At 70.1% G+C, this 13,960-nt stretch carries 12 protein-coding genes; 2 read left to right on the top strand and 10 right to left on the bottom strand.

Translation table 11 applies throughout. The features are described from left to right. The 4 genes from EK403_RS23480 to EK403_RS20280 all read right to left on the bottom strand — a co-directional run. On the bottom strand, positions 1 to 122 hold a 122-nt coding region (locus EK403_RS23480), incomplete at its 3' end, for a flavin reductase (protein WP_245479822.1). 75 nt (positions 123 to 197) lie between these two features. Further along, entirely contained in the window at positions 198 to 1,904 is a 1,707-nt protein-coding gene (locus EK403_RS20265; RefSeq protein ID WP_128779271.1) for an ABC transporter permease, read from the bottom strand. 246 nt (positions 1,905 to 2,150) lie between these two features. Continuing rightward, positions 2,151 to 3,128 (bottom strand): Fe(3+) ABC transporter substrate-binding protein, encoded by a 978-nt coding sequence (locus EK403_RS20275; protein ID WP_128779298.1) that lies wholly within the window; start codon positions 3,126 to 3,128, stop codon positions 2,151 to 2,153. A gap of 305 nt (positions 3,129 to 3,433) precedes the next feature. Next, on the bottom strand, positions 3,434 to 4,501 hold the full coding sequence (locus tag EK403_RS20280) for an ABC transporter ATP-binding protein (protein ID WP_128779272.1): 1,068 nt from the start codon (positions 4,499 to 4,501) through the stop codon (positions 3,434 to 3,436). 143 nt (positions 4,502 to 4,644) lie between these two features. Here EK403_RS20280 and EK403_RS20285 point away from each other — a divergent pair, with 143 nt between their 5' ends. Beyond that, positions 4,645 to 4,881 (top strand): Lrp/AsnC ligand binding domain-containing protein, encoded by a 237-nt coding sequence (locus tag EK403_RS20285; protein WP_128779273.1) that lies wholly within the window; start codon positions 4,645 to 4,647, stop codon positions 4,879 to 4,881. A 71-nt stretch (positions 4,882 to 4,952) separates the two neighbouring features. Here EK403_RS20285 and EK403_RS20290 read toward each other — a convergent pair whose 3' ends face one another. From EK403_RS20290 to EK403_RS20315, 6 genes are read right to left on the bottom strand one after another with little or no spacing between them, the layout of a single operon-like run. Next, entirely contained in the window at positions 4,953 to 7,637 is a 2,685-nt protein-coding gene (locus EK403_RS20290; RefSeq protein ID WP_128779274.1) for a bifunctional acetate--CoA ligase family protein/GNAT family N-acetyltransferase, read from the bottom strand. Positions 7,638 to 7,686: 49 nt separating this feature from the next. Next, positions 7,687 to 8,541: a glycosyltransferase gene (locus EK403_RS20295; RefSeq protein ID WP_128779275.1), complete on the bottom strand. Its 855-nt coding sequence runs from the start codon at positions 8,539 to 8,541 to the stop codon at positions 7,687 to 7,689. 46 nt (positions 8,542 to 8,587) lie between these two features. Next, a complete protein-coding gene (locus tag EK403_RS20300) occupies positions 8,588 to 9,502 on the bottom strand; it encodes a LutC/YkgG family protein (RefSeq protein ID WP_128779276.1) in 915 nt (304 codons plus the stop codon). Then, positions 9,499 to 10,929 (bottom strand): LutB/LldF family L-lactate oxidation iron-sulfur protein, encoded by a 1,431-nt coding sequence (locus EK403_RS20305; RefSeq protein ID WP_128779277.1) that lies wholly within the window; start codon positions 10,927 to 10,929, stop codon positions 9,499 to 9,501. Before EK403_RS20305 ends, EK403_RS20300 begins: the two co-directional genes overlap by 4 nt. Continuing rightward, positions 10,929 to 11,396, bottom strand: coding sequence for a DUF29 domain-containing protein (locus EK403_RS20310; protein WP_128779278.1), 468 nt, complete (start codon positions 11,394 to 11,396; stop codon positions 10,929 to 10,931). The genes EK403_RS20305 and EK403_RS20310 overlap by 1 nt, the downstream gene beginning before the upstream one ends. Before the next feature lie 40 nt (positions 11,397 to 11,436). After that, positions 11,437 to 12,255 carry a (Fe-S)-binding protein gene (locus tag EK403_RS20315; RefSeq protein WP_428979633.1) on the bottom strand — a complete coding sequence of 273 codons (819 nt, stop codon included), beginning with the start codon at positions 12,253 to 12,255 and terminating at the stop codon, positions 11,437 to 11,439. A 173-nt stretch (positions 12,256 to 12,428) separates the two neighbouring features. Between EK403_RS20315 and EK403_RS20320 the strand changes: the two genes are divergently transcribed. Next, positions 12,429 to 13,880, top strand: a complete 1,452-nt coding sequence (locus EK403_RS20320; protein ID WP_128779280.1) for an FAD-linked oxidase C-terminal domain-containing protein — start codon at positions 12,429 to 12,431, stop codon at positions 13,878 to 13,880. The last annotated feature ends 80 nt before the right edge of the window (positions 13,881 to 13,960 follow it).

The raw sequence follows: 13,960 nt of genomic DNA on the forward strand, positions 1-13,960 counted from the left end.
AGGCACACGATGAGGGTCGGGGGCTCGTCGGTCAGGCTCGCGACCGAGGTCGCGGTCGCGCCGTGCCGGCCCGCCGGTCCGTCGGTGGTGACGACGTGCACGGTCGCGGCGACGCGCGACATCGCCTCGCGGAAGCGCGCTGACTCTTCGGAAGTTGCGGTCAAGTCGGGCCTGCTCTGCTTCGATCGGCCCGCCTTCTAGCGTGTTTTCGCAAGCGTGGCGGAGGATTCGCTCGTCCGCCGAACGCCTTCGCCGATCCGCGACAGCAGGATCACGGGCAGGATCCCGACCGCCACGATGATCAGCGCCGCGATCGCGCCGTCCTCATAGGTGCCGCGGGCGGCCTCCGCATAAAGATGAGTTGCGAGCGTCTCGAAATTGAGCGGTCGGATCAGCAGCGTCGCGGGCAGCTCCTTCATGACGTCGACGAAGACCAGCAGCGCCGCGGCCGCGATCGAGCCCTTGGCGAGCGGCAGGTGGACGCGCAGGAACGCGCCGCCCGGCCCGTCGCCGAGCGTGCGCGCCGCGCCGTCGAGCGTGAGCGGCACACGGGCGAGGCCGGCTTCCGCGCCGCCGACGCCGATCGCGAGGAAGCGCACCGCGTAGGCGAGCGTCAGGGCCGCGCCGGAGCCGACCAGCGCGAGTCCGGTCGCGACCCCGAACATCGAGCCCGTGCTCGCGATCGCGCCGTCGATCGCGCCGATCGGCGCGAGCAGGCCGATGACCACGACCGTGCCGGGGATCGCGTAGCCGATGGTGGAGACGCGCGCGAGCAGCTTCGACGCGCCGAGAGGCTTGAGCCGCGCCGCATAGGCCGCCACGGCGCCGAGCGCGACCACGATCACGGTCGCGGCCGCCGAGACCATCACGGTGTTGCCGATCTCGGACAGGATCGGCCCCGAAAAGCCCGCGAAGCTCAGGCGCTTCCAGGCCTCGTTCGCGATGTGCCCGGCCGGAAGCGCGAAGCCGAACAGGACCGGCAGCGCGCCGAGCGCGAGCGCCATGGCCGCCTTCCAGCCGGTCAGGCGGCGCGCCGCGAAGGGGCGGGCGCTGCGCGCGCCGGCGGCGAAGCGCTGCCGGCGCCGTCCCCAGCGCTCGATCGCCACGAGCCCGACGACCAGAATCAGCATAGCGAGAGCGATCTGGGCCGCGCCCGGCAGGTCCGAGCGCGTCACCCAGGTCGAGTAGACCGAGAGCGTCACGGTCTTGACGCCCAAAAACTCCGAGGCCCCGACGTCGTTGAGCGCCTCCATCAGGGCGAGGCTGACGCCGAGCGCGACCGCGGGCCTCGCGAGCGGCAGCGCGACCCGCCAGAACACGCCGCTTCGCGAGACGCCGAGCGTGCGCGCCGCCTCGACCAGCGCGCCGGATTGCCCGAGGAAGGTCGCGCGGACCGCGAGGTAGACGTAAGGGTAGAGCACCAGCCCGAGCAGCAGGATGCAGCCCGTCATGCCGCGGATGTCCGGCAGCCGGAACTCGCGGGGACTGTGGTAGCCGAGCATCCATCGGATCGCGCCCTGAATGGGCCCGAGCGGATGGGTGAGGTCGAGATAGGCGTAGGCCACCACATAGGTCGGGATCGCGAGCGGCAGCAGCAGCAGCCAGGACAGCGCCCGGCGGCCCGGGAACTCATAGGCCGTGACGAGCCACGCCGCGCCGCAGCCGACCGCGGCGACGAAGACCCCGACTCCGACAAGCAGCGCCACGCTCTGCAGCGCCGCGTCGGGCAGCACGTAGCGGATCAGGTTCGGCCAGCTCTCCCAGGACCCTTGCAGCGAGGTTAGCGCGAGCGATGCGACCGGCGCCGCCGGAAGCAGCGCGATCAGCGCGACGGCCGCGACCCATCCCGAGCCGCGCGCGCGCCAGGGCGGCGCGCCAGCCGTCGCGGTGAGCGCGAGCGTCATGACGTTCGCCGTCGGAAGATGACGAACCGCCGTAGCCTTTCACCTCTCTCCAGCGGGGAGAGGTCGCAAGGCGCAGCCGAGCGGGCGAGGGGGAGCGAGGCTACCCGGAAATGGCGACGCCCCCTCACTTGGCCCTTCCGGGCGACCTCTCCCCGGTTCAATTCGGGTGTTCCCAAATTGAACGAACGGGAATGGCGAAGTCGGAAACATCCGACTTCGCTGGAGAGGTGAGGGGCGCGGCGACTGTCACTGGTCGAAGCCGACCTTGTCGACGAGCTGGCTCGCTTCCTTGCGGTGCGCGGCGATGGCGGCGAGCGGGGTCTTGTCGGGGGTCAGCGTCCCGAGCTCGGCGATCAGCGGGTCGGGCTTCGCGCCTGGCTTCACCGGGTACTCGTAATTGCCCTTGGCGTAGATCGCCTGCTCGTCGTCCGAGACCAGATATTCGAGCAGCTTCACGGCGTCGGCCTTGTTGGGGGAGTTCTTGGCGATCGCGGCGCCCGAGACGTTCACCTGCGTGCCGCCATTCTCGAAGGTCGGCAGCACGACCTTGATGGCCTTGCCCCATTCCTGCTGTTCCGGCGGGGCCTTGGGGCTGCGCATCAGGCCGACATAATAGGAATTGCCGATTCCGATGTCGCAGATGCCGCCGAGAATGTCCTTGGCGACGTCGCGGTCGCCGCCCGCGGCCTTGCGCCCGAGATTGGCCTTCACGCCCTTCAGCCACGCCTCGGCCTTCTCGGCCCCGTGATGCGCGATGTAGTCGGCGATCAGCGCGGTGTTGTAGGGGTGCTGGCCCGAGCGGATGCAGACCTTGCCCTTCCATTTCGGGTCGGAGAGCTGCTCATATTTGAAGCTCTTGAGGTCGAGGTCCTTGGCGGCGTAGAGCACGCGGGCGCGCACCGACAGCGCGAACCAGTGGCCGTCCTTGTCGCGCAGCTGGGAGGGGATCGACTCGTCGAGGATCGCCGATGAGATCGCCTGCGTGACGCCCTTCTCCTTGAGGTCCACGAGGTTGCCGAAGTCGACCATCATCAGCACGTCGGCGGGCGAGTTCGCGCCTTCGGCGAGCACCCGCTCGGCGAGCCCGTCCTTCATGAACACCGTGTTGACCTTGACCCCGGTCTTGTCCTCGAAGGCGTCGAGCAGCGGCTTGATCAGGCCGGGCTCGCGGGTCGTGTAGAGATTGACGTCGGCGCGCGCGGCGGTCGCGCAGCATGCGGCCATCAGGCCTGCGATCACAAATGAAGCAGCGCGGCGGGGGATGGGCACGTTCGTCTCCATGAGGTCGCGTTCGTCATCGTTCGCCGCAGCAATGACGCCGCAAAAGGACGTAAATCAAGCGCACTATATTTGAATTATTCTAGTTCAAGATAAAAGGCGCTGAACGCTTCGGCATCGACGTTCCGCCAGGCCAGAGCTTTACGACCTTTGGACATAAGGGTTCGAATCGCAGGCCGCGGATCGACTTGCGTCGGGACCAAGAGGGAGGAGGAGAAGCCTTGATGCGGCCGCAGAGGCCAGCCCGGCCGTCACGGGCGCTCGGCGGGAAACACCAGCGCCTCGGCGGGATTGACGGAGATGTGAACCTCCGGTCCGGCCTCCATCGCCTCCGACGCCCCGACATGGGCGCGCAGCGGCTCGTCCAGCCCGTCGACGGCGAGCAGCAGCTGATAGCAGTGGCCGAGGAAGCTGCGGTTCAAAAGCCGCGCCGCGACGCCCTCGCCCGCGGGAACAAGCCGCACGCTGCCGGCCCGGACATAGACGGAAGCGGCCTCGCCCTCGCGCATTCCTTCCGGCGCCGGGAAGCGGCCGAGCGGCGTCTCGATCGCGCCTTTCACGCGCCGTCCAGGCAGGGCGCAGGCGGCCGCGAAGAAGTCCGCGGCCTCGCGCGACACCGGGCGATGGTAGAGGTCCTCGGCCGCGCCGATCTGGACGAGCCGTCCCGAGCGCAGCAGCGCCACGCGGTCGCCGCTCGCCATCGCCTCCTCGGGGTCGTGGGTCACGAGGATCGCGGCCGCGCCGAGTTCGCGCAGCAGCGCGAGCGTCCTCGCCCGCACCCGGTCGCCGAGCCGGCGGTCGAGATTGGAGAACGGTTCGTCGAGCAGCAGCAGCGAGGGCCGCGGCGCGAGCGCCCGGGCGAGCGCGACGCGCTGCTGCTCGCCGCCGGAAAGCTCGTGCGGACGCCGCGCCCCGAAGCCCGGCAGGCCGACGCGCTCCAGCATCTCGTCGACGATTCCCGGCGCCTCGGCGCGGCGTGGGCCCCTCAGCCCATAGGCGACGTTCTGCGCTACGGTCAGATGCGGGAACAGCGCGTAGTCTTGGAAGATGAAGCCGACGCCACGCCGCTCCGGCTCGACGAAGATCCCCGGCCCGGCGACCACCCGCCCGCCGATCGCGATCTCGCCGGCGGTCGGCTCCTCCAGGCCCGCGACCAGCCTCAGCAGCGTGGACTTGCCGCAGCCCGAGGCGCCGACGAGGCTCAGGATTTCGCCGTCGCCGAGCGTAAGCGAGACGCCGTCCACCACCGTGTTCGGCCCGAACCTCTTGGTCACGCCCAACAGCCGCAACGCGGGCGACCCGATCCTGTCTTCGTCCATGCGCAACAGCATTCCCTGGGGCCAGGCCGGCTCGTCCGCCCGGGCCCGGCCTTCTAGCGCATTTTCCGTGCGGCGACGCGGCTCGCCGGCCAGGCCTCTCCGACCTATCTGGCCGCGCGACGACCCGTGAGGCCGGTGACGCGATGCAGACCTTCTTCGTCCAGATAAAATGCGAGCTCGGCCGCACCTATGAGGTCGCCGAGGCGCTCGCCGACCAGGAGCGGCACTCTGAGATCTATTCGACCGCCGGCGACTACGACCTGATCGTCAAATATCACGTCGACGACGGCGTCGACCTCGGCCAGTTCGTCGGCCGCCATGTGCACAGCGTCGAGGGCGTCCGCGACACCTACACGCTCATCACCTTCAAGGCGTTCTGAGGGGCGCTGGCGGCTCCCGGACCGGCGCGGTCCTTGACCTCTCCCTGCGGGGAGAGGTCGCGGCGGCGCCGTCACTCCGCGAGGTCGAGGGTGACGATCCGGATCGCCGGATCCTCCTTGTCGGGCCTTATGTCGAAGCCGAGCTCGCGGCAGATCGAGAGCATGGTGGTGTTCTCGGTCAGCACCTCGCCAGTCACCTGCTTCAGGCCTTCGCTGCGCGCGGCGCGGATCAGCGCGCGCATCAGCCGCCAGCCGAGTCCGCGGCCCTTCTGGTCGGAGCGCAGCAGGATCGCGTATTCGCCGCTCTCGACGTCGGGGTCGGCATGGAGCTGCGCGACGCCGAGCACCACGCCTTCCTCCGCGAAAGCGAGCAGCACCTGGTTGCGGGCGTAGTCGATCTGGGTGAGGCGCGCGATGAAGGCGCGCGGCACCTCGCGCACCGGCGTGAAGAAGCGCTGCCGCAGATCCTCGGCCGCGACCTGCCGGAAGAAGTCCGCGACGGCCGGTTCGTCCTCGGGGCGGACAGGCCGGATCGCCAGCACCGAGCCGTCGCCGAGCGTGACCGAGCTTTCGAGCGCCTTCGGATAGGGGCGGATGGCGAGCCGCGGATTGGCGCCCACGGCTCCGCGGGGCGCAGGCGCGACGCGGATGCGGGCGTCGAACGCGACCGCGCCGCGCGGCGTCGCGACCAGCGGATTGACGTCGATCTCGCGAATCTCGGGCAGGTCGACGGCGAGCTGGGCGAGCTTCATCAGGGTCAGCGCCACCACGGTCCTGTCGGCCGCCGGCCGGCCCTCGTATCCGGCGAGCAGCCGGCCGGCGAGCGTCTGGTCGATCAGCTCCTCCGCGAGGCCGAGATGGAGCGGCGGCAGCGCGACCGCGACGTCGCGGCGCAGCTCCACGGCCCCGCCGCCGGCCCCGAAAGCGATCACCGGCCCGAATACCGGTTCGTCGCCGACGCCGAGATAGAGGTCCTGGCCGTCGTCGGGCCGGACGCTCGGCTGCACGACGAAGCCCTCGATCCGCGCGCCGGGCGCGCGCTCGGCCACACGCGCGAGCATTGCGCGGGCAGCTTCCGAGACCGCCTGGGGACTGTCGAGCCCCAGCCGGACGCCGCCGACCGCCGAGCGGCGCGGGATGTCGGGCGAGACGATCTTGAGCGCCGCGCCGCGTGGCCCGATCAGCCCGCCCGCAACCTCGGCGGCCTCGTCGGCTGTCGCCACGAAGGCCTGCGGGAGCATGGGGACCTCGTAGGCGCCGAGGATTTCGGCGACGTCCGTCGGCGACAGCCATCCGCGCCCGGCAGCCAGCCCCGACTCAATCGCCACGCGCGCCCTTGCGACGTCCGGACTGAAGGCGGCCGACGTCGAGGGCGGCGTCGCGAGCAACGCGGCCTGCGCCTCGACATGATCGACGAGATGCATCAGCCCCTGAACCGCCGCCTCCGGCGTCCGGAAGAACGGGATGTGGGCGGCCTCGATCGTGCGCCGCGGCTCAGGCGCCGCCCCGAGAAAGGCGGCGAAGACCGGCTTCGGCGGGTAGCGCCGCTTGCGCGCCTTGGCCGCGGCCGCGACCACGGCGGCCGCGCAATCCTCCGCCGACGAGATCATGCTCGGCGCGTGGATCACGAGCCCGGCGTCGACGCCCTCGTCGGCGAGCGCGGCGTCGAGCGCCGCCTCGTAGCGCGCGCCGCCCGCGTCGCCGCAGAGATCGACGGGATTTCCGGCCGACCCCTCCTCGGGCAGCACGATCGCAAGTTCGGCGGTGGCGACGGCGCCGAGCGCGGCCGGGACGCCGCCGAGCGCGCAGAGCCGGTGGAGCGCGAGCCTGCCGAGCCCGCCGCTGTTCGAGACGATCGCGATCCGCTTGCCCGACAGCGGCGCCACATGGGCGAGCGTCTGAGCCGCGGCGAACAGCTCGGACAGGTTCGCGACGCGGAGCAGACCCGCGCGCCGGAACGCCGCGTCCGCGACCGCGTCGGGGTCGATCAGCGCGCCGGCGTGCGAGGCGCCGACGGACCCCGCCGCGCCCCGCCGTCCGGATTTCACCACCACGACCGGCTTGATGCGGGCGGCGGCGCGCGCCGCCGACATGAAGCGCTGCGCGTCGTCGATGCCCTCGAGGCAGAGCAGGATCGCGCGGGTCCTGCGGTCGGTGGCGAAGTGGTCGAGCAGATCGTCGACGTCGACGTCGGCCATGTCGCCGAACGAGACCACGCCCGAAAAGCCGATCGAGCGCGCGTTCGCCCATTCGATCGTCGAGGTCATGACGCCGCCGGACTGCGACAGCAGCGCGAGTTCGCCGGCGTGCGCGGTCGCCGCGGAGCTCGCGTTCAGCCCGACATGCGGGCTCTGCACGCCGAGGCAGCCCGGTCCGACGAGCCGCACGCCCGAGCGTCTGGCGGCGTCCGCGACCGCGGCGCGGAACGCCGCGGCGCCGAGGCCCGGCGCCAGCGTCACGACGACGACCGCGCGCGCCCCCGCGGCGCCCGCGTCAGTGACGACGTCCGGCGCGACCGAGGCCGGAGCCGTCACGACGACGAGATCGGGAGGCGTCGCGAGATCCGCGAAGGTTCGCACGGCCGAGACGCCTTCGATCTCCGCATGGTCCGGATTGACGAGCGCGACCGGTCCATCGAAGCCGCCGGCCCGCAGATTGGCGAGGATCGCGCGCCCGACGCTGCCGTCCCGCGGACTGCCGCCCGCCAAAGCGACAGAGCGGGGCGCGAAGACGGCGTCGAGATGGCGGATGGTCATCAGGCGCGGCCCAAGGCTATGGCGGGCGTCAGACTAGCCCCGACGAGCGCTAGTTCCAGCGGCTCTCCGCGGATTCGATCTCGGCCTTCTCGATGCCGAACTTCTTCAGAACGGCCCTCGTGTTGCGCAGCGGGATGAGATGGGCCTTCTCGGAGTTCAGGATGTTCGAGGAGTGGACCGCCTGCAGCCACATCGGGTCTTCGGTGATCGGCAGGAACACCGCGCCTTTCTGGAACACATGCGCGTGGTTCGACTGCAGGCAGCCGCCGCCCGTCCCGGCTTCGAAGCGCCCGCGCGCCTCGCAGCGGGTCAGGAACGCATTGTTGTTCCGCGTATAGAGCAGGGGCTTCGAGCCGTTGAACTGCACGCCGAACGGAAACGATATCCAGAAATCGTCCAGCTCCGGGCTCGAGGCGACGACGGCGCCGGCATAGGCCCGCGTCGCCCGGCAATAGGTCCGCCCCAGGGCGTCGTCATTGTCGACCCGCGACGTCAGCACCCATTGGTCGTCGGGCCGCAGCAGGGCGGAGATCGCGCGGCCGAAGGTCTGGGACGCGTTTTCGGGGGTTCCGTCCTTCGTCTCCTGCCAGACCGGAATGATCCAGTCCTCGAGCTTCAACTGCTCGATCACCGGTTCGATCTCGGGCCGCGTCGCTCCGTCGAAGCCGATCAGCCAGCGATCGGGTCGCTGGACCTGGGCGCGCAGGCTCGGAAGGCAGATCGAGCGGAAAAGCGGAATCCGGTCGCGGAGATAGCGGCCGAACGCCTCTTCCCCGACGAGGTCGCCTTGGCTCCGTATGGCCGGCAGCGCCATGTTGAAGCGTGTGAGAACCACGTGAAGCGACGGCGGGAGCGGCGGGCTTTCCTTGCTCGAAAAGACCGCGTCGTCGTGGATCAGACGCATGCGACGGAGCCCGGACGGGACTGCAGGGCCGAGGCGGACGAAGCGATCAAGGCTGCGTCCTGGACGGCGGGTCGCTCGCCGGGAAGCTCTCCTCGAGCTCCTCGTCGAGCTCGCCGTCGCCCTCCTCGGCCTCGGGCTCCTTTTCCTTCTCAGGCGTCTTCGACGGCTCGGGCTTCGGCTTGTCGTTCCGGTCCCCGCCGCCTGCCGCGATCGTCGAGCGGATTTCAGCCGGCGAGGGCGTGGAGCCTGCGGGCGCAGCTTCGGCGGCGAGCGCCGCGGCGTCTGCGGAAGGATCGATCAGCACGATATGCAGCCTCCTCGGACCGTGCGCGCCCATGAGCAGAATCTGCTCGATGTCGGCCGAGCGCGACGGTCCCGTGATCCAGTTGACGGCGCGCGGCATCCCGCTGTCGCCGTGCCGGTCGCGGACGCGCGACCAGGCGTCCTCATAGGTGGCGGAGAGGTCGGCCGCGTCGACCACCACGACGTGGTTGTCGGGTAGGAAATTCAGCGTCGTCGGGTTCTCGGGACCGGAGAGCAGCACGAGCGTGCCGGTCTCCGCGACGCCCGCGAAGGCCGCGCTCACGCCGGTCTCGTCGTCGCCATAGGAGCGGCCGGTCGCGACCTCGATCGCGGACCTGTCCCAGGGCAGGCCGGAAAGCCGCGGATCGTCGCCGCGCTTGAGCCGGAGCGCGAGGTTGCGGCCGCGCAGGAAATCCGCGACCGCGGCCGGGACCTCGTCGGCGGAGCGGACGGTCGCGACGGTCGCGGCCGAGGCCTCGGCCATCTCGACGAACAGCGCGACGAGCTCGGCCTTCGACTTGCCCTGCGCGCGCGCCGGCAGCAGCCCGCGCGGCCGGCCGGCGAGCCTATCCTCCACGATCTTGCGGCGAGGCCGTTCCTCTCCTGTGACGCCGAGCGAGCGCCGGATGGTCGCCATGACCTGTTCGCGGGGCGTCACTTGGCTTTCCTCTCCGCCGCCCAGCGCGACTGGAACGTGCCGCCCTGCGGGGCCGCGAAGTCGCGGGCGCCGGTCCAGCCCTTCGCGAGAGGAAGCGAGCGGAACCGGCCCTTGCTTCGCCCGGCGAGCGCGAGCGCCCCCATGCCCACGCGGGTCGCCAGCCGGTAGAGGGCCGGCCGGCGGGCGAAGAAGCCCCAGAACTTCAGGCCCGCGCGCACCGGAGCCGGAGACAGGTTCCGCTCGAACTCGCGCTCGCGCCAGTGACGCATCAGCTTCGGGAGCGGGATGCGCACCGGGCAGACGCTCTCGCAGCGCCCGCAGAACGTCGAGGCGTTGGGCAGGTGCCCTGCCTTGTCGACGCCGATCAGCGAGGGCGACAGCACCGCGCCCATCGGCCCCGGATAGACCCAGCCATAAGCGTGACCGCCGACCGCGTGATAGACCGGGCAGTGGTTCATGCACGCCGCGCAGCGGATGCAGCGCAGCATTTCGCGGAACTCGCCGCCGAGCATCGCCGAGCGGCCGTTGTCGAGCAGCACGACGTGGTACTCCTCCGGCCCGTCGACGTCGGCCGGCCGGCGAGGGCCGGTCGAGAGCGTCGTATAGACGGTGATCTCCTGACCGGTCGCCGAGCGCGCCAGGACCCGCAGCATTTGGCTGACGTCCTCGCGGGTCGGCACCAGCTTCTCGATCGAGGCCAGCACGATATGGACCTTGGGCAGGGTCTGGCTGAGGTCGCCATTGCCCTCATTGGTCACGATGATCGAGGTGCCGGTCTCGGCCACCAGGAAGTTCGCGCCCGTGATCCCGACGTCGGCGGCCAGGAACTTCTGGCGCAGCATCGCGCGGGCCTCGGCGAGCAGGGATTCGGGCGCGTGGAGGTCGCGATCCGCCGGCAGGTCCGTGTGCGCGGCCCGGAAATTCTCCTCGATCTGGTCGCGGTTGAGATGGATGACCGGGGCCACGATGTGGCTCGGCCGCTCGCCGCGCAACTGGATGATGTATTCGCCGAGATCGGTCTCGACCGGCGTGACGCCCGCGGCCTCGAGATGGGCGTTGAGGTCGATCTCCTCGGAGATCATCGACTTGCCCTTGGCGACGGTGCGCGCGCCGACGCGCCGGCAGATGTCGACCACGATCTTCGAGGCGTCCGCGGCCGTCGGCGCGAAATGCACGTGGCCGCCCGCCGCCCGGACCTTCTCCTCATAGGCCTCGAGATAGAGGTCGAGATGGGCCAGCGTGTGGTTCTTGATGTCGCGCGCGGAGTCCCTCAGCGCCTCGAATTCCGGGATCTTGTCGGCCGCCTTGCGGCGCTTCGCGATGAAGCCTTTCTCGACATTGCCGAGCGCGCGCTGCAGGGCGGCGTCGCCGAGCGCTTCATGGGCGTTCTGCTTGAAGGCGGGGGAGGTGGGGACGTGGACGGTCATCAGTCGGGCAGGAACTCGTCGTCGCGGAGCTGGTCGAGCGTGAAGGGGCACTCGGCGGGAAAGGCGTCGAGGGGGAGGCCGGTCTCAACGGACGCTTCCTTCCGCCCGTAGCGATAAATCTCCTGAACGATCTCGCCCGCTTTGCTCCTGAGCGACGGGTTCTTGCCTTCGATCCGTTCGATGTTGCCTCGCTCACGCGTTATTGTGAGCAGCCATGATCGCGAGCGTCGCGAGGGCTGATGAGTGTGCTTCAGGAGGTGGGAAATGAGGAGGCGGTAACTGGACTCCAGCTTGAACCGAACCTCGTTCCCCATGCTTTCGAGCTCCTCCACGAGGTTCGGCAAGTCCAGCTCAGAGAAACGCCGCTCACGGACGAGTTCGGCCTGCGCGAAGGCCCACGCGTGGAAGTCCTCGTCATATCCGGTAGTCGCCGCGCCGATCGGCGGCCGTTCCTTCACGTCGGCCATGTCAGGCCTCCAACGTCCATCCGCCGCAACCCTACCACGCTCACCGCCGCTCGGGCTCGCCGATCGCGGGCTCGTCGCCCATTCCGGCCAGCACCTCGGCGACGTGGCGCGCCTTCACGGGGCGCCCGAGGCGCTGCAGCTTGCCGGCCATGTTCATCAGGCAGCCGAGGTCGCCCGCGAGCAGCGTGCCGGCGTTCGAGGCCGAGATGTTGTCGGCCTTCTTGGCCACGATCGCGCCGGAGATCTCGCCATACTTGACCGCGAAGGTCCCGCCGAAGCCGCAGCAGACGTCCGGGTCCTTCATTTCCGAAACGGTCAATCCCTCGACGCTGTCGAGCAGCCGGCGCGGCTGGCCCTTGATCCCAAGCTCGCGCAGGCCCGCGCAGCTGTCGTGGTAGGTCACCGCGCCGTCGAAGCGCGCTTTGACGGATGTCACGCCGCGCACGTCGACCAGGAACGAGATCAGCTCGAAGGTCCGGGCCGCGAGCGCGTCGGCGCGGCGCGCGAGCTCCGGCTCGCCGGCGAACAGTTCCGGAAAATGCTTCTTGATCTGGCCGGCGCAGGAGCCGGACGGCGCGACCAGATAGTCGACGCCCCGGAACGCGTCCATGATCTGCAGGGCGAGGTCGCGCGCCGTGCGCCGGTCGCCGGAGTTGAAGGCGGGCTGGCCGCAGCAGGTCTGCGACGGCACCACCACCTCGCAGCCTGCGTCCTCAATGAGCTTCGCCGCCGCGAAGCCGACCGAGGGGCGGATCAGGTCGACGAGGCAGGTCGCGAACAGCCCGACGCGGGGTCTCGGTCCATGCGACGGGGCCGCTTGCGATAAGGCCACTTGAAACGACTCCACATAGGCAGACAAATGGAAGGCGGACGAAACGGATGGCGACATTCGCCATCCCGGGCCGTCGGCGCAAGGCGGGTCCGTCATGCGCAAGCCGCCTAGCCGCCCGACCCGGTCTGATATATCAGTTCGCGGCCGAACCCGGTCCCGGCGTGCGCCGAGAAGACCGGGCGGAAGGAAGGAAACGACCCATGACCGGCATCGCGATGCCCAATCCCGATCCCGCCATCATGGCGCGACGCGACCAGATCGTCGCCGGCCTCAGAGAAATCGTGAAGGGCGAGGGGGTGATCTCCTCCGAGGATGAGCGCCGCGCCTTCGAGACCGACGCGCTCACCGCCTATCGCCGCCTGCCGCTCGCCGTGGTGCTGCCCTCGACCACCGAGGAGGTGGCCGAGGTGCTGAAGTTCCTGGACCGCGAGGGCGTGCCCGTGATCCCGCGCGGCGCCGGCACGTCGCTCGCCGGCGGCGCGCTGCCGCAGGAGGACGCGGTCGTGGTCGGCGTCTCCAAGATGGCGCGGGTGCTAGACGTCAATCTCGGCGACCGGACCATGCGGGTCCAGACCGGCATCACCAATCTCGGCGTCTCGGGCGCGATCGCCCATGAGGGGTTCTTCTACGCGCCCGACCCGTCCTCGCAGCTCGCCTGCACGATCGCGGGCAACGTCGCGATGAACTCCGGCGGGGCGCATTGCCTGAAATACGGCGTCACCACCAACAATCTGATGGGCGTCACCTTCGTCACCATGAAGGGTGAGATCGTCGAGATCGGCGGCGACGCGATGGACGCGCCCGGGCTCGACATGCTCGGCGTGATCTGCGGCTCCGAAGGCCAGTTCGGGATCGTGACCGAGGCGACGCTGCGCATTCTCCCGATGGCCGAGGGCGCGCGGCCGATCCTGTTCGGCTTCCCTTCGAGCGAGGCCGCGGGCGCGGCGACCGCCGCAGTGCTGGGCGCCGGGATCGTGCCGGTCGCGATCGAGTTCATGGACAAGATCGCGATCGACATCTGCGAGGACTTCGCCCATGCGGGCTACCCGCTCGACGCCGGCGCGCTGCTGATCGTCGAGGTCGAGGGCTCGCCCAAGGAGATCGACGAGCAGCTGGCGCGGATCGGCGAGATCGCGGGCGCGCATGGCGCGACCTCGTCCCGCCAGGCCAAGACACCCGCGGAGGCCGCGGCGATCTGGAAGGGCCGCAAATCCGCCTTCGGGGCGATGGGGCGGATCTCCGACTACATCTGCATGGACGGCACGATCCCGACCGGCCGGCTTCCCGAGGTCCTCAAGCGCATCACCGAGATCGTCGAGGAGCGGGGGCTGAGGGTCGCCAACATCTTCCACGCCGGCGACGGCAATCTGCATCCGCTGGTGCTCTACGACATGAACGACCCGGTCTCGCTCGCCAAGGCCGAGGAGGCCGGCGAGGAGATCCTGAAGGCCTGCGTCGAGGTCGGCGGCTGCCTCACGGGCGAGCACGGCGTCGGCATCGAGAAGCGCGAGCTGATGACGACGCAGTTCACCGAAGCCGAGCTGTTTCAGCAGATGCGGGTGAAGTCGGCCTTCGACCCGAACTGGCTGATGAACCCGGCCAAGGTGTTCCCGCTCGCGCTGCGCGGCGACGCGCGGAAGCGGGCGGCGTGATGAAGCGGAGCACGACGGCGCCGATTCCCTCTCCCCTTGTGGGAGAGGGTAAGGGTGAGGGGTGGCGGGGGGGGCGCCTC

Source organism: Hansschlegelia zhihuaiae (assembly GCF_004103825.1).
Lineage (GTDB): Bacteria > Pseudomonadota > Alphaproteobacteria > Rhizobiales > Methylopilaceae > Methylopila > Methylopila zhihuaiae.

Excerpts from the sequence above, each read along its gene's own strand:
- EK403_RS20275 (WP_128779298.1), bottom strand. The coding sequence starts at position 3,128 with ATGGCCGCATGCTGCGCGACCGCCGCGCGCGCCGACGTCAATCTCTAC.
- EK403_RS20280 (WP_128779272.1), bottom strand. The coding sequence starts at position 4,501 with ATGGACGAAGACAGGATCGGGTCGCCCGCGTTGCGGCTGTTGGGCGTG.
- EK403_RS20290 (WP_128779274.1), bottom strand. The coding sequence starts at position 7,637 with ATGACCATCCGCCATCTCGACGCCGTCTTCGCGCCCCGCTCTGTCGCT.
- EK403_RS20265 (WP_128779271.1), bottom strand. The coding sequence starts at position 1,904 with ATGACGCTCGCGCTCACCGCGACGGCTGGCGCGCCGCCCTGGCGCGCG.
- EK403_RS20310 (WP_128779278.1), bottom strand. The coding sequence starts at position 11,396 with ATGGCCGACGTGAAGGAACGGCCGCCGATCGGCGCGGCGACTACCGGA.
- EK403_RS20320 (WP_128779280.1), top strand. The coding sequence starts at position 12,429 with ATGACCGGCATCGCGATGCCCAATCCCGATCCCGCCATCATGGCGCGA.
- EK403_RS20305 (WP_128779277.1), bottom strand. The coding sequence starts at position 10,929 with ATGACCGTCCACGTCCCCACCTCCCCCGCCTTCAAGCAGAACGCCCAT.
- EK403_RS20285 (WP_128779273.1), top strand. The coding sequence starts at position 4,645 with ATGCAGACCTTCTTCGTCCAGATAAAATGCGAGCTCGGCCGCACCTAT.
- EK403_RS20295 (WP_128779275.1), bottom strand. The coding sequence starts at position 8,541 with ATGCGTCTGATCCACGACGACGCGGTCTTTTCGAGCAAGGAAAGCCCG.